A 26,441-nucleotide genomic window follows, 5' to 3' on the forward strand; every position below is an offset into this window, starting at 1 on the left:
TTAGAACGGCAAAGGTGGGAGCACCATCGGACCGGGCTCGGGCTGGATCGGGAGAGTCACGTAGCTGGGGTGCTCGGCGTCGTGGAACAACGCGGTGTGGGCGACGGGGCCCGAGGCGTCGTCGCCGACCGAGTTGCCGGTGTTCATATTGCGGTCGAGGTGGGGGAACGCGCTCGACGTGATCTGCAAGCGCACGGACATGCCGGGTTCGAAGCGGTAGCCGCAGGGACCCAGCTGCACTTCGATGCCGTAGACGGCGCCGGGTTCGAGCAGTGACGGCGTCGTGTACCCGTCGCGGTAGCGGGCGCGCACCGCGCCGTCGGCCAGGTTGATCGACGTGCCGCCGGGCCACACGACGCACAGCTTCACGACGAAGTCGGTGTCCTTGACGTCGGTGCTGAACCACAGGTTGGCGGTGATGTCACCCACGAGTTCGGTCGGCTCGGTGAAGGGCGGCGACGTGTAGCAGAGGACGTCGTCGCGCTGCTCGACGCGGGTTTGCTCGTACGGTCCCGCGACCGTGGTGCCGCCGGTGTACATGACGCGGAAGCCCCACGACGGCGCTGGGTCGTGCGGGTTGTACTCGTAGCAGTCGGGTGACTCGCTGGACACGGGTTCGGCGCGGGACAGAACACCGTCGCCCGCGGCCGAGTTCGCACGGCCGCGGGAGTGGAGGTACCAGCGCTGGAACTCGGTGCCGGGGATCGGCCAGGCATCGGCCTCCCGCCACTCGTTGACGCCGAGCACGAAGTAGCGCACCGGCGCGATGTCGACGTCGGCGCCGCGGAGGTGACGGTCGTAGTACTTGAGGTGCAGCGCGGCCACGCCGGAGCCTTCGGCCGAACCCAGCCCGCCGACGCCGAGACAGCCGACGAAGTTGCCGGCGAAGTTGTGCGTCCACGGACCGATGATCATGCGCGTGTCGTTGCGGGCCACTTCGGTGGCCGACGTCTCGCGCATCAAGTTGAACTGGTCGGCCCCGCCCGCGTTGTCGTACCAGCCCCACGTCCATAGCGCCGGCACGTGGAACAGCTTCTCCTGATGGCCACCCTTGAGCGTCACCACGTTCTCGACCATCTCGACCGTGTCGGTGTAGCGCGGCATGCCGGCGCTGCGCAGCGTGAGCAAGTCTCGTAGTGGCAGCGTCTGTGACGCCAAGTCGGGACGGGTCATGGCGTTGAGCAGAGTCGTGAGGTCGGCCGGGTCGGCGCCTCCCGTCGGCAGCAGCTTCATCACGCGGTCGATGGCGAGGCCCGACATCCAGCCGATGGTCATCGACTCGAGCGGCAGACTGCCGTGGCCGATCGCCCGCACCGGTCCCATGCCCATGAGCGACGGGGCGATGGCGCGCAGGTGCGGCGGGTTGCTCATGGCCGCCGCGATCTGGGTTTCGGCGACGTACGAGCCGCCCGCCATGCCGACGTTGCCGTCGCTCCAAGGCTGCGACGCCACCCACTCGATCGTGTCGTACCCGTCGTCGACGTTGGCGGCGGTCAGATCCTTGAAGTCCCACTCGCCCTCGGACGCGAAGCGGCCGCGGATGTCCTGCAGCACGTAGGCGTAGCCCGCCTGCGCCGCGGTCCACGGCGGGCAGTACCGGTTCGTGGCGAACTGGACGCCCTTGTTGTACGGCGTGCGCGACACGATCGCCGGCACCTTCGCGTTGATGTCGGGGCGCACGACGTCGGCGCGCAGGATGACGCCGTCGCGCGTCTTCATCTCGACGTCATAGTCGATGCGGATGCTGTGAGGCATTTGCGCTACCAGCCTTCGGTGAGGACGCGGTCGAGCGTGTCGACCACGCGGTCGGCGTCGTCGAGGGTGAACATCATCGGCGGCTTGAACTTGAGCACGTTGTCGAAGCGCGCGTTGGGGTAGGTGATCACGCCGAGGCGCATCATGCGCTCGCTGATCAGATACGCCTGGCGCGTGGCGGGTTCTTTGGTGGCGCGCGACGTGACCAGTTCGACGCCGGCGTAGAGGCCCTTGCCGCGCACGTCGCCGACCAGTTCATGGCGGTCCTGCAACGCCGTCAGCCGGGCGACGAAGTGCGAACCGACGACCTCGGCGTTGTGCTGGAGGTCTTCGTCGTCGAGCACGTCGAGCACGGCGTGGGCGATGGCGCACGAGACCGGGTTGCCGGCGAAGGTGTTGAAGTAGCGCATGCCGTTGTCGAAGGCGTCGGCGATCTCGCGCGTGGTCGCTACCGCGGCGATCGGGTGACCGTTGCCCATTGGCTTGCCCATCGTGACGATGTCGGGCACAACGCCGTGGTCCTCGAAGCCCCAGAAGTTGGTGCCGAGGCGGCCGAAGCCGACCTGCACTTCGTCGCTCACGCACAACCCGCCGGCGGCGCGCACGGCGGCGAACACCGCGGCGAGGTAGCCGTCGGGCAGCACCACCTGGCCGGCGGTACCCATCAACGACTCGGCGAAGAACGCGGCGGGCGGTCGGTTCGCGGCCACGAGGCGATCGACGACCGCGACGGCGTCGGCGGCGTAGTGCTCGCCCGCGCGCGCGTCGTCGTAGCCGTACGCGCCGCGGTAGCGGTCGGGCTGGGCGAAGGCGTGAGTCGTCGCCGGCGCGCCCGTACCCCCGGGACCGTCGTAACGGTTCGGGCTGATGCCGGTGACCGCGATGGTGTTGCCGTGGTACGCGGCGTCGAGCACGTACACGTCTTCGCGCTGCGTCGTCGTGCGCGCCATGCGCAACGCCAGGTCGTTGGCCTCGCTACCGGTGCACACGAAGAACAGCACGTTCAGCGGATCGGGCAGCCGGGCCGCCAAACGGTCGGCGTAGGTCGCCAACGCTTCGTAGACGAAGCGGCTGTTGGTGTTGAGCCGCCGCATCTGGCGAACACCGGCGGCGACGACGTGGGGGTGGCAATGGCCGACGTGGGTCACGTTGTTGACCGCGTCGAGATACTGGAGGCCGTCCTCGTCGGTGAACCACGCGCCGCGGCCGCGCACGAGGTTCGGCGGGCGCTGGTAGTACGAGCGCTGCGAACGGGCGATGCGCTGCTCGCGCACGCGCAGCACGTCGTCGACGCGCAGCGCTGTGGACGCATGGGGGGCGACACCGAGAAGCTGCGTGGGATCGAGCGCGACCCCGCGCCAGAACTCGCGCTCGCTGGCGCGCACGCGGCGGGGCACGGCGGTCGGCAGGCACAGGACCTGCACGTGTAGAGCTGCGGTGGCCGTGCCCAGCGTGTCACCGGCCGCGAGCGCGGCCACGGCGCTGGGCGCGAGGCCGCGGACGTGCGTCCAGAACGTGACGCCGTCGCCGGTCGCGTGTCGTAGCACGAGGCCGTCCCCGTCGCGTGTCTCCACCATGCCGGCGAAGGGCGCGTGGATCGTCGTGCCGGCGGGGCAGAACACGTCGACGCCGAGGCTGATGGTGGCGGGTTCGACGGCGCCCTCGCCCCGCGGCGCGGCGTCGCCGAAGCGCGCCTCGTCGTAGCCGGCGTAGACCGCGCCCGCCGAGCCAAGCGCCGCGGGTTCGTCCGGGCCGTCCCAGCGTTCCGACGCCGGGGAGAGATCGACGTAGCTCACCGGAGCGTCGCCGAGCAGCGGGGCTGTGTTCGCGGTCGCGAGCCATGCGGCAACCCGGGACGCGGCGCCCACCGCCACCCGCCCGCACGCGTGGCGCAACCGCGCCTCGGCGACGCGCGGTTCGATCAGTGCCAGGTGCTCGATCACCGGAAAGGTGTGGCGCATGCGGGCCCGGCCGTACTCGTTGGCGCCGTCTTCGGCTTGGCGCCGGGACCAGGTCGTCGCGTTGGCGCACAAGCGCACGGCCGCGAGCGGGAACACCACCGCGAGTTCGTCGTCGCTGAGCGGGCGCACGTCGTCGAAGCCGCGCACGACTTCGCACGCCGCGGCGAGCGGATCGGGCTTGCGCAGCATGGCGTAGGCGACTGCGATCGCGAGTTCGGCGACCTGCACGGTGTGCAGGGCGTCGCTCGGGTCGATCACGCCGCTGACGTGCGCCGTGCCGTCGGGCGCGTGCGTGACGAGCACGTTGAAGTCGTTGAGGTCCTGGTGGACGATCCCCGTCGGAAGGCCGTCGAGCTTGGGCGTCACGTACTCGTCGAACCAGCCGACGATGCGGTCGATCGCGCCGCGCCGCGCCGCGTCGTCCACGAAGCCGACGCATTCGCGTACCGCTTCGGGGGCGCGCCGCATGTCCCAGTGGTGGGTGCGCGCTGCGGCCGGATCGTCGAAATCGGACAGCGCCTCCGTGAGCCGGGCGGCGGTCGCGCCGACCTCGCGCAACAATTCGGGCCGATGCCACGGCAGTGACGACAGCAGCGTGCCCGGCACCCAGGTCAGCAGCCGCGCCAGGTGCTCGCGGCCGCCGAAGCTCGTCGCGGCCACGTACTCACCGGTCACCGTCGGCAGCGCGCGCGGTACTCCGAAGGGCAGTTCCTTGCCCGCCAGGTGCTCCAGCAGGCGGACTTCGAAGTCCAACTCGGCGCGCGACGCGCCGGCGCGCGCCACCTTCAGGACGTAGCGCCGGGCGTCGTCCGTTTCCACGAGCACGTTGCGGTCGGCTTCGCCGTGCAGCACCTCTTCGGTGACGGCCATCTGCGCAAAGGCGTCGCGCGCGAGACGGACGGCGTCGCCGGCCGCGAGTTGCGCGCTGCCCTGCGTGCTGCGCTCGTACGGCGCGGCGCCGCTCACCGAACCACGCGTCCGTCGAGGCTCCCCACGCGACGAGCCTAGCGGTGCGCCGGGAACCGGGACCGGAACAGCGGTTAACCTCCGGGCGATGCGACTCCGGGGGATCACAGCGGTCCGGATCGTCACCGCCGCGTGCGTCGCGTTGTTCTACGGGGGCCTCGTCGGCCTCGCGGTCAGCGCGACGTTCGGCCGCGACGACGCCCGCACGGGCCCCGTCGGCGGGACGGCGCTGGCGCGCCGCGACGTCGGCCTGACGGTGCCGAGCGAAGGTGACGCCTCCGTACCCGACGCGGCCACGATCGCCGGCGCGCCGACCACGTCGAACCTCGGCGTGAACGCGGTTGCAACCGCGAGTCCGCCCTCGACGCGCCCCACGAACCCGGCGGCAATCAAGTCGGCGGCGGCGCGGCCGATCCAGGTCGGGATCCAGTTCAACGATCCGAGTTCGGACACGGCCTACAACGTGCTCGGCGTCAAGGGCACGACCACTGGCGACGGCAAGGGTGCGTACCAAGCGCTCATCGCCGACATCAACGCGCGCGGAGGTCTCGGCGGGCGCAAGGTCGTTCCCGTCTTCTATTCGAACAACAACACGCAGGGCACCTTCGACTCGCAGAGCCAGGCGGCGTGCTCGGCCTTCACCGAGGACAACCGGGTGGAGCTCGCGGTCGTCACCGGCACGGCGAGCCGGCTGCTGCCCAGTTGCATGGCGGCGCACCACGTGCCGACGCTGCCGGTGGGCAACATCATCCTCGACGACACGCTGATGTCGCAGTGGGCGCCCTACGTCTACTGGGAAGGCATGCTGAGCCTCGATCGGTGGGCCCCGTGGATCGACCTGCTCGCGTCCAACGGCTACTTCGACCCGGGCGCCCGCGTCGGGCTCGTCGCCTACGACACGGCGATGCACCACCGTGTCGTCGAGCGCGTGATCACTCCCGCGCTGGCGCGCGTAAAGCACGCACCGGTCGACGTGGCCTACGTCGGCGAACCGCAGTCGGTCAGCGGCCTGGGCTCGAGCGCGACGGAGTTGAGCAACGTGATCCTGCGCTTCCGCAGCCAGCAGATCGACCACGTGATGTTCGTGGCGACGCAGGGCGCGGTGCCGTTCCTGTGGATGCCCGAAGCCGATTCACAGGGGTACCGCCCGCGGTACGGGCTGACGACGGCCGACTTTCCCTACGTCGTGCAGGCGAACGCGTCGGCGAACCAGATGCGCGGCGCGCTGGGCATGGGGTGGACGCCGGTGCGCGACGTCAACTACGCGCAGGACCCGGGCGGCAATCCCGCGGCCACGCGCTGCGAGGCGCTTATGGCCAAGGCCGGGAACGCGTCGTCGGATCGTTCGGCGGATTGGCAGTCCCACATTGCGCCCTGCGAGGCGATGTTCTTCTTCGAGGCGGTCATGGCGCACGGCGGCGAAGCGGGTGGCGCCGCGTTCCGATCGGGCGTCGACCAGCTCGGCACGTCGTACGAGTCACCGCACACGTTTGCCACCCGCTTCGTGTCCGGTCACTTCGACGGCGCGTCGAAAGTGCGACTCCTGCGCTACGACCAGGGGTGCGCGTGTTTTTCCTACGCCGGCCCGCTCGTGGACGTCCCGTAGCCGCCTAGCCGAAGCGGTGCGTCACGTAGTCGTGGCGCGACGGTGGTCCAGCGGTGAGATGCAGCGCGGGTTGGCCCGCGAGTGTCATGACGACCGAGTAGAAGGTGAAGCCGCGATCGCCGCCCGTGCCCCGGCACAGCGGCGGCTCGCGCAGGAACGCCGCGGCGTCGGCGACACCGATCGGCCCGACGGAGTTTTCGAGGTGCTGGCGGATCGCGTCGAGGCGCTGCTCGGAGTTGGTGACGTGCCCACCGCTCGTTCCGTCGACGGCCGCCGCGCCGATCGGGTGATTCGTGTGGGCCAGCCACGGCGACGTGCCGGTGACGTCGCGCACGCCGCCGGCGCCGCACTCGAGGTCGGCGACGCCGTCGGGCGAGCCGACGATGTAGTTCTGCCCTGACGCGTGCGGCACCGAATTCACCACTGCTACGGCATCGGCGAACGAACGCTGGTCCGCCATTAAGCGGATAACGAAGGCGACCGGCAGCCCGTGCGCGTCCGTCGGCAACTGGTCGAGGGTGTTGACGCACACGCCGATGCCGTGTTCGTTGAGTGCGTTGGTCGCGACCATCCCGGCATACGACGGCGCCAGCACGCGCGGGCCGCGGCTCGGCCGGACGTCGAGCAGCACCTGCAGCCCGTCGAGCCACGAAGGCAGATCCATGTTCTGACCGATCACCGCGTCTTGCGCGGGACCGGGCTGCACGCCGAAGCCGCTGCACGCCTCCGCGCGGATGTTGGCCGCCCGCGTCCACCAGTCCTCGTCGAGCAGGTTGAGCGCCCACACGGTGCGCACGTCGACGCCCGACGCGCGGGCAACGCCCTCGAGTTCTTCCACGAGCCACGGTGTGCGGGCGCGGGCCGTCGCCTGGAAGCCGCCGTGGTCGACCAGCGCCGCGAGGTGGTCGGCCCAGTGCTCGCCGACGTCGTGACGCCACCGTTGTGCCGCTTCGACGATGAGATCGCGCGCCTGCTCCCCGTGCGCCTCACCCCGGGCCGCGGGCTCGCCTTCGAGCAGCAACGTCCGTGTCACAGTCACGGCTTACCAGCCGCGCGGTTCAGAAGGCGTACTTGCGCATGCGGCGCCGCGTCATCTCGTAGACGCCGCCCATCGCGGCGAGCGCCGCGAGGATCGCCACGATCTGCCACGTCCAGTTCGACGGAGGTTCGGTCGCGACCGCGGCCACCGCCGAGTTCGTCGCCTGCGGCGCCGGCGCGGTCCGTGCGCCCTGGCGCGCCACCGTCTTCTTCGCCGACGGGCCGATCCACTGGAACGTCGGGCCCGCGGCGGGCGCGGCGTCGTCGATTACTTCCTCGGCGCCGTCGGCGACCGACTCGAGTTGGTACGCGAGCAGGCCGCCGATGTGGGGCAGCTTCGTCGCGCCGCTCGCAGGGAACGCGACCTGGAACGGGAGCGTGGGATCGGGAACCTTGAACGGCGTGATGGCGATCCCGAAGTTCTCCGCGCCATCGGCCCACGCTTCCATGAACGGACCGAGGTCGACGCGGAACTTGCCGCCGCCGTAGGACAGCGGGCTCGACGTGCCGCAGTCCATCTTCGGTGCGGTGGCGAGCGATCCTCCGACTTGATTGTGGAACCCCGAGGTTGCGAGGCACGCCTTCATCTGGGCGTTCTCGGGCTTGATCGTGCCCGCCGTCGGACGGGTGTCGACGGGCAACGTCAACTCGCCCTCGGAGACCTGCGCGCCGTCCGGCAGTGAGGACAGGTCCAGCTTGATGTAGGTCCGTGCCGTCTCGACCGCTCCGATGAAGCCGACGTGGAGCGAGTCGGCCGGATACGGGCTGACCGCGGGAACGTCGAGGGGCACGGCGCTGGGCACCGTCGGCATCGTGTTGAGCTGCGCCAGCAGACACCCGGCGGGCGTACCGCACGTGTTGACGCCAGTGAGTTGGTACCAGGCCTCGACCACGGTGCCGATGGTGAGCTGCGTCGGTTCGACGTCGGGCACTGCGGGCGCGTCGGGAATATCGGCGGTCACGTCGTCGGCGGTCGCCGTGCCGGCCGTAATCAGCAGGGTCGTCATGAAGACAGCCGCCGCCAGTGCCGCCATCCGCCGTGTACTTCGCATTTCGCCCTCCCCTCGGCTGAGAGGCCAACGAATTAACCGTCGTTTTCTCGCGTGGGCCGCGGGCGTCGCGTCAGGCGGCCTCGTGGAGCGTCCGTGCCGTGATCCGCGGCGTCTGTGGCGTCCGCGGCATGAGCACCCGGTACATCGTGAGGAAGGCGACGACCGCCGCGGCCGTCGCGTAGGCGCCGAAGAGGACGAGGTTGCGGTGATCGGCCCCGGCAGTGAAGCCGTGGGCCGTCGCCAGCACGAACCCGCCGAAGCTCGCCGCGTGCACCCGCCGCCACAACCGGCGCGGCAGGCGCTTCATGAGCAACGACGTCGCTTCGACCGCCAGGGAGCAGTAGAACGCCAGCACACCGAGCGCGACGGGAAGCGGTTTCCAGTGGCTGGCGAAGGGCACCAGGATGTCGGCGCGACCGAAATGGACGTAGCCGTCGGCGACGATCGTGGCGAGGTGCAAGCCGAGGAAGACGACCGACAGTCCACCGAGGAAGCGGTGCAGGTCGAGCAACCACTTCGGCGCTGACCGTTTGCGCACGAGGCGCGTCGACAGCAGCAGGCCCCAGATCACCGACGCCGACAGCAATCCCCACGCGACGATGCCCGTCGCGCGCGCCAGATACCACCACGCCTGCGGATTCACGCCGCCAACTCCACAAGATCTTGGGAGCCGATCAGCGAGCCGTCGCCGCGCACGGCGATCACCGATGCGTTGCTGGCGACGCTGGTGTCGCCGGCCACCATGACTGCGGTCGCCAGCGCTTCAGCCCACCAGCCGTCGCCGGCGACGACGGTGGCGGCGACGAGATCATGGGTTGCGGGCGCGCCGCTCGAGGGGTCGACGATGTGGTGCCAACTGCCGTCCGGGCCCCAGCACCGGCGCAGCCGGCTGCTGGTGGCGACTGCGCCATCGGTCAGCGCGAGATGCACGAGCGCGGACTTGCCGAATGGGTCGGCGATATCGACCACCCAGCGCCCGGCCGCGGGACCTTGTCCGGCGCAGCGCACGTCGCCACCGAGGTCGACGAGCACGCCCTCGGCGCCGCGTGCCATCAGTTCGGCCACGAGCATGTCTCCGGCGAGGCCCTTGCCGATGCCGCCCGGATCGACGCCGACGCCAGGTGGCAGGAGCACCGTGCTGGCGTCGGCGTCGAAACTGATCGCAGCGCATCCGGGCGCGGCGGCTGCCACGGAGCGGGGTGTCGACGTGGCCTCGAGGTCGCCAAATGATCGGTCGTATCCGTTGGCCGCGACGGCGTCGAGCACGGTCGGGTCGTAGCGGCCGGCGGTGGCGCGCCAGGCGGCGCACGCCGTTTCCACCAGCCGGTACGTGTCGGCCGTCACCGCAACCGGGGCGCCGTTCGCGCCGCGCAGACGGCTGATCTCGCTGTCGGGCCGGAAGCGGCTCCAGCGCGACTCGAGTTGCTCGACGCGCGCGGCGGCATAGGGCAGCAGGCCGGCGTCGCCCTGCACCGCGACGAGACACGACGTGCCCATCGCGTCGAAGCGCAGTTCAGCTGGCACGGCTGGCCGTTGTCGGCGGCGACGATGGCGGTGCCGCGATCACGACCGGCGGGGGCGCCTGCTGGGCGGTGGGCGGTGCAGGTGGCGTTGTTGCCGGCTGGGCCGCGGGGGCGGGGGGAGCGGCCGCAGCCGGCGGACGTGACGCGACCGGCGCAGTGGCCCCTGCGACGGGGGGCGCGGCCGGTCGCGTCACGACGACGTGGATGACGAGCGGTTCGGGCGCGGTCGTCGTGGTTGGTGCGGCCGCCGACACAGTCGCGGTCGTGGCACCCGACTCCGCGAGGAGCGAGGCGATGGCCGCCACCGCGGCGGCGCTGAGGCCGAACACGATGCGCCGGCTGGCGCCGGCGGCGTGCGGCCGCTTAGTCATCGCCCTGGTGCGGATCGGTCGTCGCGGTGGTGTCGGGGTGGTCGTCGTGGTGGTCGAAGCGGGCCGTTGTCGAGGTGGTCGCGGCGAACATCGTGGTGGTCGTCGTCGACGGCCACGAGGGTGTCGTGAGGTCACCCGACGGCGCCTGTGTCGCCGCGACAACCGAGCCATAGGTCACCGGGGTTGTCGGCGCGGTCGGGGCGGACGCCGCGACGTCGTCGGTCGGCGTCGCCGGTTCCTCGTCGTAGACGTACTCGACCGGGCGGGGCGGGGCGGCAGACGTCACGCTCAGCCGGCCGACGTTGTCCTTGCCGGGATGAGTGACGAGGTTCGTCGCCGCGTAACCGAACGAGCCGACGACCATGGCCAGAGCGGCACCCGAAGACGCGAGAAGAGCCATCCGTCGATCCATAACGGCACGGTACGAATCGGCGGATGAGGCGCGGCTTCGTGCAGGGTTAGCCGACGGTAAAGGTTGCGCGCCCTTTCTCCTCAGGCCGGACGAATCGGGCGCGTGACCCGGAGCGTCACGACGGCGTCGATCCCGCCGCCGTCGCGGGCCAGCAGTTGCGCCGTGCCGCCGCAGCCGTTGGCGAGCTGCCCCACGATGGCCAAGCCGAGTCCCGTGCCGCCGGGAGACGCGTCGGGGCCGCGCCAGAACCGGTCGAAGGCGCGCGCCCGCTGGTCGGCGTCGAGGCCGGGGCCGCGGTCGGCGACGTGCAGCACGGCGTGATCGTCGACCACGTCGACGGACACGGCGACGACCGACGCGTCGGGGGCGACCTCGAGGGCGTTGTCGATCAGGTTGTCGAGGATCTGCTCGAGCGCGTCGGTCGTCGCCAGGACCCACACGTCGTCCGGGGTCACCAGCGAGATCGAGACGCCGACTTCTGCGGCGACGGACTGCCACGTGTCGACGCGGGCGCGCACCACGGGTGCCAGCGCCACGGGAGCGACGGCCGAAGTTGTTTCCGGTACCCGCGCCAGCGTGAGCAGCGTGTCGGTGATGCGCGTGAGTCGGGCCGTCTCTGACCGGGCCGCGGCGAGGTCGCCCTGCAATTGCGCGGGCGCGCGCGACTCGATGTTCTCGAGTTGTAGGCGCAGCGCGGCGAGCGGCGTGCGCAGCTGGTGCGAGGCGTCAGCCACGAACGCTTGCTGCGCATCGAGTGCCGCCTGCACCTGCGCCGCTGAGTCGTTGAACACCATCGCCAGCTCGCGCAGTTCGGGCGCGCCGCTGTCGGTCGGCGCGCGGGCGCCGAGGTCGCCTGCGGCGATGTGCCTGGCCGCTGTCTTCAACCGCTCCACCGGCGACGTGACCAGCCGCGCCAGCCCGAAGCCGATGGCGGCGGCGATGGCGACCACGATCACGCCGAGGCTGGCCAGCGCAATCCACAGGTTGCGGATACGCGTGTCGAGGGTCGAGCTCGGATACGTCACCCGCACGGCCCCGTGGACGACCCCGCTCGAGGCCACCGGAATGGCGACGAAGAGCAAATCCCCGTTCAGGGTCTTCGAGTGGCGCTGGCCTTCGGCCAGCCTGCCGCGCAAGGCGGCGCGGATCTCGGCGCGGTTCGTGAAGTCGACACCGAGGTTCGCCGGTTGTTGCGAGTCGGCGACGCTGTGTCCCGAAGTGTCGACCACGACGATGCGACCGCCCGGGTTCTTGGCGTAGCGGGCCAGGGTCGCGTCGATCGGCGGCTTCGTGTGTTGCTCGAGCGCATCCTCCGACAGCGTCGCGATCACTTGGGCGTCGTGTTCGATGTCGCGGAAGAGCTGGTCGCGCTCGCGTGACGAGAACGTGTGGCCGAGCGGCCAGGCGAGCGCCACCACCACGAGCACTGTCAGCACGACGTAGCTCAGGACGAGCCGGCGCGTCACGCTGTCGTCTCGAAGCGGTAACCGACGCCGCGGATGGTGCTGATGAGTTCGGGGCGGCCGAGCTTCTTGCGCAGTGAGGCGACGTGGACGTCGAGCGTCTTGGTGGGTCCGTACCAGTGCGGGTCCCACACTTGATCCACGATGTCTTCGCGCGTCCGGACGACGCCGGGTTGCTCCATCAGCATCGCCAGTAGTTCGAACTCCTTCGGTGTCAGTTCGAGTTCGGCCCCGTCGACGAAGACCCGCCGGGCGCCGCGGTCGACCCGGATGGGGCCGACGGTCTGCACCGAGGCCGGCGGCGCCGCCGCGCCCGACGTGCGGCGCGTTACCGCCGTGATCCGCGCCACGAGCTCGCGGAACCCGAAGGGCTTCACGATGTAATCGTCGGCTCCGAGTTCGAGCAGCACGACGCGGTCGATCTCGTCGCCGCGGGCCGTCACCACGATGATCGGCACGCTGCTCGCCTTACGAATGTCGCGGCAGACCTCCTTGCCGTCGATGTCGGGGAGCCCGAGGTCGAGCAGCACCAGGTCGTGTTGCGCCGCGGCGTCGACCGCCTCCCGGCCCGTCGTCACGTGATCGACCTGGTAGCCGTAGCGGACCAAACCCTCGGCCAGCGGGTTGGCGATGCTCGGGTCGTCCTCGACGATCAGGAGGCGCACGAGAGGGATCTTCTCATCCCGTAGATTCGGGCCATGCCCGAAGACGTCGCCTACCAGTCGCTCTACCGGCGCTTCCGGCCCCAGACGTGGTCGGCCGTGCGGGGCCAGGACCACGTCACCGTCGCCCTGCGCAACGCCGTACGTGACGACCGCGTCGGCCACGCCTACTTGTTCAGCGGACCGCGCGGGACGGGCAAGACGACCTCGGCGCGCATCCTGGCCAAGGCGCTGAACTGCGAGAAGCCGATCGACGGCGAGCCGTGCGACGCGTGCGAGAGCTGCATGGCGATCGCCGGCGGCACGTCGCTCGACGTGCAGGAGATGGACGCGGCGTCGAACAACGGCGTCGACGCCATCCGCGACCTCGTCAGCCGCGTCGCCCTGGCGACGCCCGGTCGCTGGAAGATCTACATCATCGACGAGGTGCACATGCTCTCGCCGGCGGCGTCGAACGCGCTGCTCAAGACGCTCGAGGAGCCGCCGCCTCACGTCGTGTTCGTGCTGGCGACGACGGACCCGCAGAAGGTGTTGCCGACGATCCGGAGCCGCACGCAGCACTACGAGTTCCGCCTCATCTCCGCCGAGACGCTCGCCGACCTCGCGCGCGACATCGCGGCCGAGGCGGGGCTGCCCGTCGACGACGCGTCGATCGACGTGGTCGCCCGCCGCGGTCAGGGCTCGGCGCGCGACGCGCTCTCCGCTCTCGACCAAGTGGCGGCGTCGGGCGGCGCGGCCGTCGAGGAGGCCGACCCGACCGTCGACATCGTGGCTGGGCTTGCCGCCCACGACGCCGGGGCGACGCTGGTGGCCACGGCGCGGGCGCTGGCCGCGGGGCGCGACGCCCGCCGTCTCGGCGAAGCGATCCTCGCCCGGCTGCGCGTCGGGTTCCTGGCGCTGCTGGCGCCCGACCTCGACGTCGACGCCCGCGACGCCACGATCGAGGAGCACGCCCGCCAGCTCGGCGCCGCCGGCATCACCCGCGCCCTCGAAGTCGTGGGCGACGCCGTTACGTCGATGAAGGAGGCGGTCGACGCCCGCGTGGCACTGGAGACGGCGCTGGTGCGCCTCAGCCGCACCGACCTCGACGTCGCTCCGTCCGCGCTGCTCGAACGCATCGACCGCCTGGAGCGCCGACTCGGCAACGAGGGCCGCGCCGGCGCAGCCGAGCCCGCCGCCGGCGAACCGGCCAAGGCCGTGGCCCCGCCGCCGGCGCGCCCGACCGCCGCCGCGGCCGCAGCGCGGCCGTCCCTGCGCATGGAGAAGCCGGCGGCGCCCAAGCCGACCAAGGCTCCGGCGGCGGCACCGGACACCGAGGCGGCGGCGTCGCCCGCCGCGCCGCCGTCGCTCGCTCCCGGCGAGCTGCCCGACCGCGAGACGCTCACCCTGGCGTGGGCCGACTCGATCCTCGACACCCTCAAGCCCGGGGTGAAGGCGAAGTTTCGCGGCGGGCGCTGGGTCGACGCGCCCACGCCGACGTTCGCCCTGCCGACCGACATTCACCGCAAGCGCTGCGACGAATTCCGCACCGAGGTGCAGGAGGCGCTGAGCAAGCACTTCGGCGTGAAGGTGCCCCTCACGCTGGTGACCGACGGCTCGACGCTGGCGCGTTCCGAGCCGTCGCGCGCTGTCGACGCCGCGCCCGACGACGTCGTCGAAGACGTCGGCGACGTGGCCGATTTGGAGGACGCCGGGCCGGTAGCCTCGGGCGCGGCCCGACTGCTCGAAGCATTCCCGGGCGCAGTGGAGGAAGAGTGAGCGACGACGACGCACCGCAGCCGCAAATGCAGATGCCCGACATGGGCGAGTTGCTGCGCCAGGCGCAGGCGATGCAGCAGCAGCTGGTCGACGCGCAGAACGAGATCGCCGACCAAGAGGTCGAGGGCGAGTCGGGCGGCGGGGTCGTCCGCATCGTCGCCACCGGCGGCGGCGAGTTCGTCTCGGTCCACATCGACCCCGAGGTGTTCGCCGACGGCGATGCCTCGATGGTCGAAGACCTCGTGCTCGCCGCGCTGCACGACGTCGCCGACAAGGTGCAGGAACTCAACGCCAACGCCTTGGGCGGTCTGAGCGGGCTCACCGGCCTGCTCGGCTAGCGGTGTCGGTTTATGCCCAGAGCGTCCAGCAGCTGATCGACGAGCTGGGCCGGCTACCGGGGGTCGGGCCGAAGTCGGCGCAGCGCATCGCCTACCACCTGCTGCGATTGCCGAAGGAAGACGCGCACCGGCTGGCCAGCAGCATCGAAGAGGTCAAACGCCGCATCACGTTCTGCCGCCGCTGCTTCGACATCGCCGAGACCGACGGCACCGGCGCCAACGACGACGTGGAGTGCGGGCTGTGCCAGGACCCGCGGCGCGAAGAGCACGTCCTGTGCGTGGTCGAGGAACCCAAGGACGTCGTCGCTGTCGAGAAGACGAATCGCTACCGCGGGCGCTACCACGTCCTCCAGGGGCACCTCGACCCGATCCGGGGTGTCGGCGGCGACCAACTGCGGCTGGCGGAGCTGATCAAGCGCATCGACGCCGAAGCGATCACCGAGATCATCGTGTGCACCAACCCCAACATCGAGGGTGAGGCGACGGCGCTGTTCGTGGCCAAGGAAGTACGCGAGGGTCATCCCGACGTGAAGGTCACCCGCATCGCGTCAGGTCTGCCGGTCGGCGGCGACCTCGAGTACGCCGACGAGCTAACCCTCGGCCGCGCGCTGGAAGGCCGCCAAACCATCTGAACCTTGCGTTCTGTGAAGGGTTTTCCGTGCTCTGCACGGAAAACCCTTCACAGAAGCGTGGTTAGAGCGTCTTGACGATCAGGGCGTCGCCCTGGCCGCCGCCGCCGCAAAGGGCGGCGGCGCCGGTGCCGCCACCGCGGCGCTTGAGCTCGTGCAGCAGGTGCAGCGCCACGCGGGTGCCGGACGCGCCGATCGGGTGACCGAGGGCGATGGCGCCGCCGTTCACGTTGCAGATCTCGTCGGTGATGCCGAGGTCGTCCATCGACGCGAGGCCGACGGCGGCGAAGGCCTCGTTGAGCTCGAACAGGTCGACGTCGCTGACCTGCTTGCCGATCTTGCCGAGCGCCTGCTTGATCGCCCGCGCCGGCTGGGTCAGCAGCGACGGGTCGGGACCGGCCACTTGGCCGTAGGCGAGGACCTCGCCGAGCGGGTCGACGCCGAGCTTCTCGGCCACGGCCTTGCTCACCACGATGACCGCGGCGCCGCCGTCGCTGATCTGCGACGCGTTGCCGGCGGTGATGGTGCCTTCCTTGTCGAAGGCGGGACGCAGGCCACCGAGGCTCTCGGCGGTCGTGCCGGGACGCACGCCTTCGTCGGTGTCGACGATGACCGGATCGCCCTTGCGCTGCGGGATCTCGACGTTGACGATCTCGGCGTCGAAGCGGCCGTCCTTCATGGCGGCGGCGGCGCGCTCGTGCGAATTGGCCGAGAACGCGTCCTGCGCCTCACGGCTGATCTTGCCCGCCGCGTAGCGCTCCGTGGCGAGGCCCATGGCGCAGTGGTCGAACGAGCAGGTGAGCCCGTCGTGCATCATCGAGTCGACGAGGGTGCCGTCACCGAGCTTGTAGCCGGAGCGGGCACCCGGGAGGAGGTGGGGCGCCTGGGTCATCGACTCCATGCCGCCGGCCACCACGATGTCGGCTTCGCCCGCCTGGATCATCAGGTCGGCGAGGTAGATGGCGTTGAGGCCCGACAGGCAGACCTTGTTGATCGTCGCGGTCGGCACGTCCATGCCGATGCCGGCGTTGACCGACGCCACGCGCGACGGGTTCTGCCCCTGCCCCGCCTGGAGCACCTGGCCCATGAAGACGTACTGCACGCGGTCGGGCGTCACGCCGGCGCGCTCGAGCGCCGCCTTGATGGCGATGCCGCCGAGATCCATGGCGGTCAGCGATGCGAGCGCACCGGAGAGCTTGCCGATCGGGGTACGGGCACCAGCGACGATCACGGACCCGGCCATGGGTCAACCTCCAAGAAGACGTGTTGTTAGGAAGAGATCAGCTTACTAACCGGTAACGTCGATTCCCGCGGCCTTGGCGATCACGGGTAGCTCCGAGACGATGTTGTCCAGCAGATCCCACAGGTCGGGGATCAGCTCCCGGCAGCTGACGAGGCCCCAGTCGAGCGAGTCGCGGTAGCTCTGCACGGTGATGTTGAGGCCCTGGCCGTCGAGGATCGTGGAGACGGGGTAGTAGTGCAGCAACTCCGCGCCGGCCATGTAGAGCGAGTTGCGCGGGCCCGGCACGTTGGAGACCGTCACGTTAGCCGCCGGGTTCAGCCGCTCGCCGAGGCGCAGCCGGGTCGACAGGCGCGTCGCCTGGGCGAACACCGCGGGGGGTGAGAACTGGGTGAAGTCGGTGAGCGTCTCGGCGGGCACGGCCATGAACAGGTCCTTGGCCTCGTTCATCGACTCGTGCACGAGCCGGATGCGCTCGAGCGGGTCGGCCTCGTTGGTCGGCAGCGCCGCGAGCAGGCCCGACACGCGATTGGTCCACTTGTGCTCTTCGAGACCCGTGCGGATCGAGACGGGCACCATGGCCACGAGGGGATCGTCGGGCAGCACGCCGTGGTTCTCGAGGTAGGTGCGTAGGCCGCCGGCGCACATCGCCATCACCACGTCGTTGACGGTGGCGCCGATGGCGTTCTTGACCGTCTTCACGTCGGCGAGCGACGACGAGCGGAAGGCGAAGCGGCGGTGGGCGGTGATGGTGGCGTTGAACGGCGTGCGGGGCGCGCTCAGGTTCGCCATCGCCGGCGGTCGCTTGAGGCCTTCCTCGCGCGGCCGGCCGAGGTTCAGCAGCGTGCCGACGGGGCCGCGCAGCTGGGCTCGCACCTGCCGCGCCGTGGTGGCCAGCACCGGGTTGCGCGTCGCCTCGCCGAGTTCACGCGCCGCGCGCGCCGCCAACAGGACGAATCGTCCAGGCTTGCGCGCCAGGCTGGCGGCGGTACGCGCCAGCACGTCGGCCTGTGACGGTGCCGGCTCGGGCCGCCAATCGTGGTCGGGCGGTGGGATCTCAGCGCCCTCCGGCGTGTCGTCGAGCATCATCGTCAGCAACTCGGCGCCCGACGCACCGTCGACCGTGGCGTGGTGGACCTTGGTGAGGATGGCGAACTGCCCGTCCTCCAACCCTTCGATCACGTAGGTCTCCCACAGCGGGTGATGCCGATCGAGGGGACGGCCGATGATGCGGGCGATCACGTTCGCCAGCTGGTCGGGGCCGCCCGGGGGCGGCACGGCGGTGTGGCGCACGTGGTAGTCGAGGTCGAAGTCGGGGTCCTCGATCCAGAACGGGTGGTCGAGGCCCAAGGGCACCTCGACGAGGCGGCGGCGCAGCGGCTCGAGCAGGTGCAGGCGCTCGGCGATGCTCGCCTTCCAGGCGTCGTAGGGCGAGTAGGCCGGATCGTCGGGTCGGCGCAGGATCGACAGGCCCGACACGTGACCGAACTGCTTGTCGGTCTCGACATACAGGAACGTTGCGTCCAAACCGGTCAGCTGTTGCATACGGGCGAGAGTACGCCCCGCTGAAAGTGAATGCGCCTGTGTACACCGGTAGCTTGTTCGCTCTATGGGAAAGACCGTTCGTGCCTACGCCATCGCCACCGACGCCATCGCCGCTGAGAAAGAGCGCGCCGGCACTACCGACGACATGGACATCACCAACGTCGTCCACCTCGACAAGCTCGAGTTGCGCGACGTCGGTCCGAACGACGTGCGCTTCAAGGTGCTCGCCGTGTCCGCCGAGCACAACATCAACCACGCGGCGCTCGCCGACACCATCAACATCGCCGAGGCCCGCGGCGGCAAGATCTACCCGGGCAACTCGGCGCTCGGTGAGGTGGTCGAGGTCGGTGGCAACGTCACCAAGTTCACGCCCGGCGACATCGTCATCACGCACTGCAACGGCGAGCCCGACGAGTACGGCTATCCGCTGCGCATTTGGGCCTACGACCAGCCCGAGTCGATCGGCTGGTACGGCGAGGAAGCCGTCGTCGGCGACTGGCAACTGATCAAGGCGCCGCTCGACTGCGGGCTCAACCTGTGGGAGATGGCGGCGCTGCCGCTGCGGGCGCCGACGGCGTACCACCTGTGGCGTCGCGCCATCGGCATCTATCGCGTCAAGGTGCCCTACGAGCGCCGCGCCACGATCAACGTGCTCGGCTTCGGCGGCGGCGTGTCGGAACTATTCCTGCAGCTCGCCAAGGCCGAGGGCCACAACGCCTACTTCTGCTCCGGCTCGCCCGAGCGACGTGAGGCGCTCGAGAAGCAGGGCATCGTCGGCATCGACCAGAAGCAGTTCAACCGCTTCGCGTCGAAGGACGACATCAAGGCGTTCCGCAAGCACTGCTCGCAGATCACCGGCGGCGAGGACTTCCACGCGGTGTGCGACATGCTGCGCGGCCCGGTGTTCGAGGCGGGCCTCGCCGTGGCCGCCCGCATGGGCGTCAACGTGTCGGCGGGCTGGCAGCTCAGCCAGGTCGTCACCTACAACTCGACGGTCATGTCGGTGAAGCAGGTCACGATCGACCACACGCACTACGAGACGCCGCTGGGTTGCGAAGCGGCGACCGAGCTGTACGGCAAGGTCTTCCGCCCGACGGTGCACAAGGAGATCTACTCGTTCGAGGATCTGCCCCGTTGCTTCAAGGAGATGCACGACAACACGCAGACGGGTATCCCGATCATCCGCATCGCCGAGGAGATGCCCGACTCGGTGAAGGGGTTGCTGTAGATGCTGCTGACCGAAATCGACCACGTCGCCATCGCCGTCAACGACCTCGAAGCCGCGATCAAGTACTACCAAGACGCCTTCGGCGCGACCGTCGACCATCGTGAGGTCGTCGAATCCGACGGCGTCGAAGAAGCGTTGCTGAAGGTGGCCGAGAGCTATATCCAGCTGCTCACGCCCACGCGCCCGGACTCGCCCGTCGCCAAAGCGATTGAGAAGCGCGGTGAGGGCCTGCACCACGTCGGCTACCGCGTCGACGACTGCGCCAAGGCACTCGAGGCCATCGTCGCCGCCGGTGGCACCGGCATCGACAAGGCGCCGCGTCCTGGCTCGCGCGGCACGACCGTCGCCTTCGTGCACCCCAAGGGCTCCTTCGGCACGCTCATCGAACTCGTCCAGGAGTAACCGGCGTGGACATCGGGGGGGATGTCGCGCCGGGTTTCGAGCCGGTCCGCGACGCGTTCGTCGCCAACTTCGCGCGCGGCGCTGAACTCGGCGCGGCGGCGGCGATCTTCAAGGACGGCGTGAAGATCGTCGACGTGTGGGGTGGTGTCGCCGACAAGGACACGGGCGCCCCGTGGAACGACGACACGCTCCAGTTGGTGTTCTCGACGACGAAGGGCGCGACGGCGGCCTGCGCCGCGTTGCTCATGCAGCGCGGCTTGCTCGACGTCGACGCGCCCGTCGCGGAGTACTGGCCCGAGTTCAAAGCCGAGGGCAAGGACCGCATCCCGGTGCGCTGGCTGCTGTGCCACCGCGCCGGGTTGCCGGCGCTCGACGAGCCGCTGACGCCCGAGCAGGTGTGCGCCTGGGATCCCGTGGTCGACGCGCTGGCGGCGCAGAAGCCGTGGTGGGAGCCCGGAACCAAGCACGGCTACCACGCCTTCACCTACGGCCATCTCGTGGGCGAAGTGGTGCGGCGCATCAGCGGCAAGTCGCTCGGGCAATTCTTCGCGGAGGAGATCGCCAACCCGATCGGCGCCGAATTCTTCATCGGTTTGCCCCAATCGGAAGAACACCGCGTCACCAAGTTGGTGCAAGGCGCGCCGCCGGCGGGCAACGTCGCCATGACCGACGACATCAAGGAACTCGTCGCGGGAATCATGGATCCGACCTCGTTGATCTCCCACACGTTCAACTTCGCCAAGCCGGCGCTCGATCTCGATTCGCCCGCGGTGCACGCGGCGGAGATCCCCGCCGCGAACGGCATCTGCACTGCCCGGGGCCTCGCCCGCTTCTACGCCAGTCTCATCGGCGAGGTGGACGGTGTGCGCGTGCTCGACCCGTCCACCGTGGCGACCGTCACCACCGAGCAGTCGAACGGCAAGGACGAGGTGTTGCGCAAGATCACCCGCTTCGCCCTGGGCTTCATGCTCGACGGGCCCGACGTGCCGTATTTCGGTTCCGGCTCGTTCGGCCACGACGGCGCCGGCGGCTCACTCGGCTTCGCTGACCCCGAATCGGGCATCGCGTTCGGCTACGTGATGAACCAGATGAATCAGGGCATCAACGCCGACCCCCGCCCGCACGCAATTATCCAAGCATTGAAGGGATGTCTGTCATGACGGAGATTCACGGCGAGGTCGCCCCGGGTTTCGAGCCGGTGCGCGACGCGTTCCAGGCGAACTTCGATCAGCACGGCGACGTCGGCGCCGCGTTCGCGCTGTACAAGGACGGTGAGAAGGTCGTCGACCTGTGGGGCGGCGTCGCCAACCAGGACACGGGCGCGGCGTGGAACGAGGACACGCTGCAGCTGGTGTTCTCGACGACGAAAGGCGCTACCGCCATTTGCGCGCACCTGCTGGCCCAGCGGGGCGATCTCGACTTCGACGCGCCCGTCGCCGAGTACTGGCCCGAGTTCAAGGCCAACGGCAAGGAAAACGTGCCGGTGCGCTGGCTGCTGTCGCACCGCGTCGGCCTGCCGGTGCTCGACTCGCCGCTCACGCCCGAGGAGTACTACGCCTGGGAGCCGGTGGCCCAGGCGCTGGCGGCCAAGAAGCCGGAGTGGGAGCCGGGCACGAAGCACGGCTATCACGCCGTGACCTACGGCAATCTCGTGGGCGAGGTCGTCAAGCGCATCAGCGGCAAGTCGCTCGGCACGTTCTTCCGCGAGAACGTGGCCGAGCCGCTCGGGCTCGACTTCTGGATCGGCTTGCCCGCGTCGGAGGAGCCGCGGGTGACCAAGCTCATCTCGTTCCAACTCGGCGCCACCGAAGAGCAGCGCTCGATGTTCAAGGACTTCGACATCTCCGCGTTGCCCGAAGAGATGCGTCCGATCGTGCAGGCGTTCATGGACCCGAACTCCCTGTCGAACCGCGCCCTCACCGGCGTCACGCAACCGGCGATGGACTTCAACTCAAGGGCCAATCACGCGGCGGAGATTCCCGCGGCCAACGGCATCACGACGGCGCGCTCGTTGGCCAAGATGTACGCCGCCCAGATCGGCGAGGTCGATGGCGTCCGTTTGATGAACGACGAGACCGTGGCCAACGCCATCGTCGAGCAATCCAACGGCCCCGACGCCGTGCTCATGATCCCGACGCGCTTCGGCCTCGGCTTTTTCCTGGAGTCGGACTTCTCGCCGCTGTTCGGGCCCCGCTCGTTCGGTCACGCCGGCGCCGGTGGCTCCCTCGGATTTGCCGACCCCGACGCCGGCATCGGTTACGGCTACGTGATGAACAAGATGTCGACGAACCTGTCGGGCGACCCGCGCACGATCGGCCTCGTCGACGCCATCAAGTCCTGCCTGTAGCTCCCACCTCTCCGAACTGGTCCTGTCCAGAACCGGAAACCGGTGCTGGACAGCACCAGTTCGGCTTGGGAGTTCCAGTTGGAGGCGTCGTGCTTGGCCACAGCCGAACGTTATGGTCCGAGCCCGATGGCGTTTAACGGTCCCGGTTTCGTCGACCACCACACCCACCTGCTGCGCGTCTGCGCGCAGGTGAAGCCGCCCTACGACTACACCTCGCCCGAGTCGATCGCGCAATACCACCGGTCGTTGGTCGCCGCCGGGCAGACGCCGATGGACGCGGCGGGTGAGTGGCTCGACGAGAGGCTCGACGCGCAGTTGATGGCGGGACTCACGCGCGCCGCGGAACTGGGCATCTGCCAGATCACCGAAGCCGGCATGCACGACTGGGAGTATTTCGACACACTGCTGCGCCGCCGCGACACCGATCGTCTCCCGTGCCGCGTGCGCGTCCTCGTCGCCAGCGGGCTGGCGGCCGAAGGCATGCGCGACCGCACCAAGGATCCGGACCTCGACGTGATCGGCGTCAAGTTCTACGCCGACGGTTGGGTGGGCCCCCGCACGTGCGCGCTGTGTGCGCCCTTCGCCGACGTGCACCCGAAAGACGACGGCGTGCTGTTCTGGGAACCGCTCAAGTTGGCCCGCGCCGCCGCCCCGCTGGCCGAAGCCGGCTGGACGATCGCCACCCACGCCATCGGCGACCGCGCCGCCATCGCCGTGCTCGACGCCTACGAGATGATTTTCGACGGCGACAAGGACGCGGCCCTCGCCAACGGGGCGCGCATCGAGCACGCGCAGGTGCTGTCGCCCGCCATCATCGACCGCTTCGCCGATCAGGGCGTCACCGCATGCATCCAGCCGAGCTTCGCCGTGAGCGATCGCGAGTCGGCGGCCGCCGCCCTCGGCGACGAGCGGTGGAAGCGGTCCTACGACTGGCAAGGACTGCTGCGCGCCGGCGCCCGCGTCATCTGCGGCAGCGACTACCCGATCGAGACGATGGACCCGCTCGTCGGCCTGCGCGACCTCACCACCGCCGTGACGCGGGGCTCCAAGCTCGACGTCAAGACCGCGTACGAACTGATGACCGACGAGTCCGTCGGGGTGACGACGCTGAACCAGGACCCGCGCGAGATCGACGAAGCCGACATCGGCGACCTCGAAGTCCTAGGAACCCACCCCGCCTGATGTCGTGTGCGGAGTTGCTCCGGCTTTCGCCGGGGCAACTCCGCACACGGCTAGCGCGCGAGGTCCGCTGGCGTCCAGAAGCCGGGGGATGGGTGAACCGCCGCGCCGGTGGCGTAGGACGCCAGCCGCGCGATGTGGGCGTCGTCGACGGTGGAGATCACGTCGAAGACCGCGCTCGGTCCGGCGGAGCGCAGCACCGTGTCGCCCTCGCTCGGCCGCCTCGGCAGGCCGGGGGTGAGCAGCACGACGCGCACGTCTTCGAGGCGGCCGTGGCAGGCGCTGGCGACGCCGAGGGCGCGCCACACTGCGTCCATCGTCTGCAAGCCGGGGCGGTGGGACGTGTTGGCGCCGGGCACGTCGAACAGCCACTCGCGTCCGGTGCCGTCGAGGGCGCGGAAGTCGACGATGACGCCGGCCTTCGGCACGCGGTAGTTCTCGTGGGTGATGGTGAAGCCCGACGACGCCAGCACCTTGTGCGCCAACTGGTGGGCGTTGACCTCGCCCGCAACGTCGGGGATCCGCTCGGTATCGGCGAGCCGGGCGCGGGCGACGTCGAGGTACGTCGCGTCGAGGTCGTAGCCGACGTAGCGCCGGCCGAGTCGCTTCGCCGCCACCATCGCCGAGCCGCTGCCGACGAACGGATCGAGCACGAGGTCGTCCTCGTAGGTGAACAGCCGGATGAGTTGCTCGGGCAGTTCGACGGGGAACGGCGCCGGATGCCCGACGCGCTTGGCCGACTCCGGAGGGATCGTCCACACGTCGAGTGTGAGGTTCATGAAGTCGTCGGTGCTCACCGTGTTGACGTGCGGTAACCCGGCGGCGGCGCGTTGCTTGGCGTTCAACGCGCGATCGAAGCGGCCCTTGCTGGCGATCACGACGCGCTCGGTCACGTCACGCAGGACCGGGTTGGCCGCGCTGCGGTACGAGCCCCAGGCGCACGAGCCGCTGGCGCCCTCGCTCTTGCGCCACACGACCTCGCCGCGCAGCAGCAGGCCGAGCTCGTCCTGGAGGATGCGGATGACGTCGGCCGACAGGCTGCGGTAGGGCTTGCGGCCGAGGTTGGCGACGTTTACCGCGATGCGACCGCCGGGCTCGAGCTTGCGGGCGCACTCGGCGAACACGTCGGTCAGCAACTGCAGGAATTCGAGGTAGGAACCGGGCACACCCTCGCGTTGCAGTTCTTCCTCGTACTGCTTCCCGGCGAAGTACGGGGGCGAGGTGACGACAAGCGCGACCGATCCGTCGGCCACCGCGTCCATGTGACGGGCGTCGCCGTGCACGAGGGGCTCGGCGACCGGAAGGGGCGGCAGCACGCGATCATCGGTCGACACTTCGGGGGAGCGGAAGCGGCCGTAGAAGCCCGATGCGTCGTGGTTCTCGCGCTTGCCGACGCCGAAGTTCGACGTGGTCGTCCCCTTCTTCGGCTCCACGCTGCGTAAGGCTACGGCCTCGCCATGAAACTCGGGATCCTCACGCCGGTTTTGACCCTCGTGCCCCGCGGCCACGCCCGCTGGGAGCGCGATGGCACCATCGACGACGTCGCCCGCATCGCCGAGGCCGCCGACCGCCTCGGGTACGACCACCTCACCTGCAGTGAGCACGTGGCGGTGCCCGCGGCCGCGGTCGCCGTGCGCGGCGGGCGCTACTGGGATCCGCTGGCCACCTTCGGTTTCCTGGCGGCGCGCACGACGCAGATCCGGTTCGCCACCGACGTGCTCGTGCTCGGCTACCACCACCCGCTGGCGATCGCCAAGCGGTACGGCACGCTCGACCGCGTCAGCAACGGCCGGCTCGTGCTCGGCGTCGGCGTCGGCACCCTCGAAGAGGAGTTCGCGCTGCTCGACGCGCCCTTCGACGATCGGGGCCCGCGCGCCGACGACGCGCTGCGGGCGTTGCGCGTCGCGCTGTCGGATCCGGTGCCGGCGTACCACGGCGACTTCTACGCCTTCGAGGACATGGTGCTCGACCCGACGCCGGTGCAGGGGCACGTGCCGTTCTGGATCGGCGGACGTTCGGCCCGGTCGCTGCGACGCGCCGTCGAACTCGGCGACGGCTGGTGCCCGTTCTGGCTGGCGCCAGACAAGGCGGCCACGTGGTTGGCGCGCCACGACCTCCCGATGAACTTCGAGGTGGTCTTACAGACTGATGTGCCCGTCGATCCCGTGGGTGCGCCCGACGACGCCCGCGCCGCCGCCCAGCGGCTGATCGACGCCGGCGCCACGGCGTTGTCGCTGCGCTTCGTGCACCACTCCGTCGACCACTACATCGAGCAGCTCGACGCGATGCAGCAGTTGCTAGGGGAGTGATCGTGTCCAGTCGAAGGGTGTGAGGCTGACGAAGGGGGCGGCGAACCGCACGGGCTGGGTCAGTGCGTCCGACAACGCGGCGCCGACGGCAACGGGATCACCGTCGAGGTAGCAAACGGTCAGGTGGCGACCCGTGGTGTCCACGAGACGCTCGTGGAAGCGAGCGCCGATGTACCGCCACACGCCGGCAACACCATCGAGTGCGGGGACCGCGACGGGTTCGTCGCTCACGATCAGATACGCGCCCCGATTGGGCCGGAACGGCAGAACCTCCGGTCGCACTACCGCCGAAGTGGCGCCGGCGAACGCATACCCCGCCAACTCGACCGGCGGCAGTCGCAGCGGCATGCGACCGGCCTCCCGCAACTCGGCGCCGAGGGTGAAGAAGCGCTCGAGCGAGCCTTTGTCGGCGAAGAGGTACTGCACCACGTGGTCGGCGGCGTCGAGCGAACCGTCGCCGGTGGCGCGGGCGGAGCGGCACTCGGGCGTCGACACCCAGCGCTGACCGAGCACGAGCGAGCGCATCGAGTACTGCTCGGGCAGGTGATCGAGGCTGTGCCACGCGAGGTAGGCGGCGTCGTCACCATCAGGCGAGCGTTCCGACAACGACAACACGCAGAGTCGTACGGACGCGGCCACGCGTCCGAGCCTAGGTTT

The 26,441-nt window shown here is 70.0% G+C and carries 24 protein-coding genes; 10 read left to right on the top strand and 14 right to left on the bottom strand.

Annotated features, from left to right (window positions below):
* Both VHC63_02315 and VHC63_02320 read right to left on the bottom strand, forming a co-directional pair.
* Entirely contained in the window at positions 1–1,755 is a 1,755-nt protein-coding gene (locus tag VHC63_02315; protein HVV35409.1) for a CocE/NonD family hydrolase, read from the bottom strand.
* A 5-nt stretch (positions 1,756–1,760) separates the two neighbouring features.
* Positions 1,761–4,682 (bottom strand): aminotransferase class III-fold pyridoxal phosphate-dependent enzyme, encoded by a 2,922-nt coding sequence (locus tag VHC63_02320; protein ID HVV35410.1) that lies wholly within the window; start codon positions 4,680–4,682, stop codon positions 1,761–1,763.
* 88 nt (positions 4,683–4,770) lie between these two features.
* Here VHC63_02320 and VHC63_02325 point away from each other — a divergent pair, with 88 nt between their 5' ends.
* Positions 4,771–6,288 carry a hypothetical protein gene (locus VHC63_02325; protein HVV35411.1) on the top strand — a complete coding sequence of 506 codons (1,518 nt, stop codon included), beginning with the start codon at positions 4,771–4,773 and terminating at the stop codon, positions 6,286–6,288.
* A gap of 4 nt (positions 6,289–6,292) precedes the next feature.
* Here VHC63_02325 and VHC63_02330 read toward each other — a convergent pair whose 3' ends face one another.
* From VHC63_02330 to VHC63_02365, 8 genes are all read right to left on the bottom strand, one after another.
* The gene (locus VHC63_02330; GenBank protein HVV35412.1) at positions 6,293–7,321 is read right to left on the bottom strand and encodes a C45 family peptidase; all 1,029 of its coding nucleotides are present in this window, start codon (positions 7,319–7,321) and stop codon (positions 6,293–6,295) included.
* 25 nt (positions 7,322–7,346) lie between these two features.
* Positions 7,347–8,333, bottom strand: coding sequence for a hypothetical protein (locus VHC63_02335; GenBank protein HVV35413.1), 987 nt, complete (start codon positions 8,331–8,333; stop codon positions 7,347–7,349).
* A gap of 115 nt (positions 8,334–8,448) precedes the next feature.
* A complete protein-coding gene (locus VHC63_02340; GenBank protein ID HVV35414.1) occupies positions 8,449–9,021 on the bottom strand; it encodes a hypothetical protein in 573 nt (190 codons plus the stop codon).
* Positions 9,018–9,902, bottom strand: a complete 885-nt coding sequence (locus VHC63_02345; protein HVV35415.1) for an FAD:protein FMN transferase — start codon at positions 9,900–9,902, stop codon at positions 9,018–9,020. Before VHC63_02345 ends, VHC63_02340 begins: the two co-directional genes overlap by 4 nt.
* Entirely contained in the window at positions 9,892–10,272 is a 381-nt protein-coding gene (locus VHC63_02350) for a hypothetical protein (GenBank protein ID HVV35416.1), read from the bottom strand. Before VHC63_02350 ends, VHC63_02345 begins: the two co-directional genes overlap by 11 nt.
* Positions 10,265–10,672: a hypothetical protein gene (locus tag VHC63_02355; GenBank protein HVV35417.1), complete on the bottom strand. Its 408-nt coding sequence runs from the start codon at positions 10,670–10,672 to the stop codon at positions 10,265–10,267. The genes VHC63_02350 and VHC63_02355 overlap by 8 nt, the downstream gene beginning before the upstream one ends.
* A gap of 92 nt (positions 10,673–10,764) precedes the next feature.
* On the bottom strand, positions 10,765–12,150 hold the full coding sequence (locus VHC63_02360) for an ATP-binding protein (GenBank protein ID HVV35418.1): 1,386 nt from the start codon (positions 12,148–12,150) through the stop codon (positions 10,765–10,767).
* Positions 12,147–12,812, bottom strand: coding sequence for a response regulator transcription factor (locus VHC63_02365; GenBank protein HVV35419.1), 666 nt, complete (start codon positions 12,810–12,812; stop codon positions 12,147–12,149). The genes VHC63_02360 and VHC63_02365 overlap by 4 nt, the downstream gene beginning before the upstream one ends.
* Positions 12,813–12,845: 33 nt before the next feature.
* Between VHC63_02365 and dnaX the strand changes: the two genes are divergently transcribed.
* The 3 genes from dnaX to recR are packed head-to-tail and all read left to right on the top strand — an operon-like array spanning position 12,846 to position 15,537.
* The gene (dnaX, locus tag VHC63_02370) at positions 12,846–14,567 is read left to right on the top strand and encodes a DNA polymerase III subunit gamma/tau (protein ID HVV35420.1); all 1,722 of its coding nucleotides are present in this window, start codon (positions 12,846–12,848) and stop codon (positions 14,565–14,567) included.
* The gene (locus VHC63_02375; GenBank protein HVV35421.1) at positions 14,564–14,905 is read left to right on the top strand and encodes a YbaB/EbfC family nucleoid-associated protein; all 342 of its coding nucleotides are present in this window, start codon (positions 14,564–14,566) and stop codon (positions 14,903–14,905) included. The genes dnaX and VHC63_02375 overlap by 4 nt, the downstream gene beginning before the upstream one ends.
* A gap of 2 nt (positions 14,906–14,907) precedes the next feature.
* Positions 14,908–15,537, top strand: a complete 630-nt coding sequence (recR, locus tag VHC63_02380) for a recombination mediator RecR (protein ID HVV35422.1) — start codon at positions 14,908–14,910, stop codon at positions 15,535–15,537.
* Between the two features lie 61 nt (positions 15,538–15,598).
* Here recR and VHC63_02385 read toward each other — a convergent pair whose 3' ends face one another.
* Both VHC63_02385 and VHC63_02390 read right to left on the bottom strand, forming a co-directional pair.
* The gene (locus VHC63_02385; GenBank protein HVV35423.1) at positions 15,599–16,777 is read right to left on the bottom strand and encodes an acetyl-CoA C-acetyltransferase; all 1,179 of its coding nucleotides are present in this window, start codon (positions 16,775–16,777) and stop codon (positions 15,599–15,601) included.
* Between the two features lie 45 nt (positions 16,778–16,822).
* Positions 16,823–18,319, bottom strand: a complete 1,497-nt coding sequence (locus tag VHC63_02390) for a wax ester/triacylglycerol synthase family O-acyltransferase (GenBank protein HVV35424.1) — start codon at positions 18,317–18,319, stop codon at positions 16,823–16,825.
* A gap of 64 nt (positions 18,320–18,383) precedes the next feature.
* Between VHC63_02390 and VHC63_02395 the strand changes: the two genes are divergently transcribed.
* From VHC63_02395 to VHC63_02415, 5 genes are all read left to right on the top strand, one after another.
* Entirely contained in the window at positions 18,384–19,547 is a 1,164-nt protein-coding gene (locus tag VHC63_02395; protein ID HVV35425.1) for a zinc-binding dehydrogenase, read from the top strand.
* Positions 19,548–19,949 (top strand): methylmalonyl-CoA epimerase, encoded by a 402-nt coding sequence (gene mce, locus VHC63_02400; GenBank protein HVV35426.1) that lies wholly within the window; start codon positions 19,548–19,550, stop codon positions 19,947–19,949. It abuts the gene before it with no gap.
* A 5-nt stretch (positions 19,950–19,954) separates the two neighbouring features.
* Positions 19,955–21,109 (top strand): serine hydrolase domain-containing protein, encoded by a 1,155-nt coding sequence (locus VHC63_02405; GenBank protein HVV35427.1) that lies wholly within the window; start codon positions 19,955–19,957, stop codon positions 21,107–21,109.
* A complete protein-coding gene (locus VHC63_02410) occupies positions 21,097–22,296 on the top strand; it encodes a serine hydrolase domain-containing protein (protein HVV35428.1) in 1,200 nt (399 codons plus the stop codon). Before VHC63_02405 ends, VHC63_02410 begins: the two co-directional genes overlap by 13 nt.
* 126 nt (positions 22,297–22,422) lie before the next feature.
* A complete protein-coding gene (locus VHC63_02415) occupies positions 22,423–23,478 on the top strand; it encodes an amidohydrolase family protein (protein HVV35429.1) in 1,056 nt (351 codons plus the stop codon).
* Positions 23,479–23,528: 50 nt separating this feature from the next.
* Here the strand turns inward: VHC63_02415 and VHC63_02420 are convergent, their stop codons facing one another.
* Positions 23,529–24,908: a site-specific DNA-methyltransferase gene (locus VHC63_02420; GenBank protein HVV35430.1), complete on the bottom strand. Its 1,380-nt coding sequence runs from the start codon at positions 24,906–24,908 to the stop codon at positions 23,529–23,531.
* 24 nt (positions 24,909–24,932) lie between these two features.
* Here VHC63_02420 and VHC63_02425 point away from each other — a divergent pair, with 24 nt between their 5' ends.
* Entirely contained in the window at positions 24,933–25,784 is an 852-nt protein-coding gene (locus tag VHC63_02425; GenBank protein HVV35431.1) for an LLM class F420-dependent oxidoreductase, read from the top strand.
* On the opposite strand, the gene VHC63_02430 is transcribed toward VHC63_02425, so the two are convergent.
* On the bottom strand, positions 25,773–26,423 hold the full coding sequence (locus tag VHC63_02430; GenBank protein ID HVV35432.1) for a hypothetical protein: 651 nt from the start codon (positions 26,421–26,423) through the stop codon (positions 25,773–25,775). The genes VHC63_02425 and VHC63_02430 overlap by 12 nt on opposite strands.
* Positions 26,424–26,441: the final 18 nt, after the last annotated feature.

The sequence above is a fragment of the Acidimicrobiales bacterium genome (assembly GCA_035546775.1).
Taxonomy (GTDB): Bacteria; Actinomycetota; Acidimicrobiia; order Acidimicrobiales; family JACCXE01; genus JACCXE01.

What these genes read in the sequence shown, in the direction of transcription:
- dnaX (HVV35420.1), top strand. Translation starts at nt 12,846, where the DNA reads ATGCCCGAAGACGTCGCCTACCAGTCGCTCTACCGGCGCTTCCGGCCC.
- VHC63_02355 (HVV35417.1), bottom strand. Translation starts at nt 10,672, where the DNA reads ATGGCTCTTCTCGCGTCTTCGGGTGCCGCTCTGGCCATGGTCGTCGGC.
- VHC63_02415 (HVV35429.1), top strand. Translation starts at nt 22,423, where the DNA reads ATGGCGTTTAACGGTCCCGGTTTCGTCGACCACCACACCCACCTGCTG.
- mce (HVV35426.1), top strand. Translation starts at nt 19,548, where the DNA reads ATGCTGCTGACCGAAATCGACCACGTCGCCATCGCCGTCAACGACCTC.
- VHC63_02390 (HVV35424.1), bottom strand. Translation starts at nt 18,319, where the DNA reads ATGCAACAGCTGACCGGTTTGGACGCAACGTTCCTGTATGTCGAGACC.
- VHC63_02325 (HVV35411.1), top strand. Translation starts at nt 4,771, where the DNA reads ATGCGACTCCGGGGGATCACAGCGGTCCGGATCGTCACCGCCGCGTGC.
- VHC63_02425 (HVV35431.1), top strand. Translation starts at nt 24,933, where the DNA reads ATGAAACTCGGGATCCTCACGCCGGTTTTGACCCTCGTGCCCCGCGGC.
- VHC63_02350 (HVV35416.1), bottom strand. Translation starts at nt 10,272, where the DNA reads ATGACTAAGCGGCCGCACGCCGCCGGCGCCAGCCGGCGCATCGTGTTC.
- VHC63_02395 (HVV35425.1), top strand. Translation starts at nt 18,384, where the DNA reads ATGGGAAAGACCGTTCGTGCCTACGCCATCGCCACCGACGCCATCGCC.
- VHC63_02335 (HVV35413.1), bottom strand. Translation starts at nt 8,333, where the DNA reads ATGACGACCCTGCTGATTACGGCCGGCACGGCGACCGCCGACGACGTG.
- VHC63_02410 (HVV35428.1), top strand. Translation starts at nt 21,097, where the DNA reads ATGTCTGTCATGACGGAGATTCACGGCGAGGTCGCCCCGGGTTTCGAG.
- VHC63_02385 (HVV35423.1), bottom strand. Translation starts at nt 16,777, where the DNA reads ATGGCCGGGTCCGTGATCGTCGCTGGTGCCCGTACCCCGATCGGCAAG.
- VHC63_02315 (HVV35409.1), bottom strand. Translation starts at nt 1,755, where the DNA reads ATGCCTCACAGCATCCGCATCGACTATGACGTCGAGATGAAGACGCGC.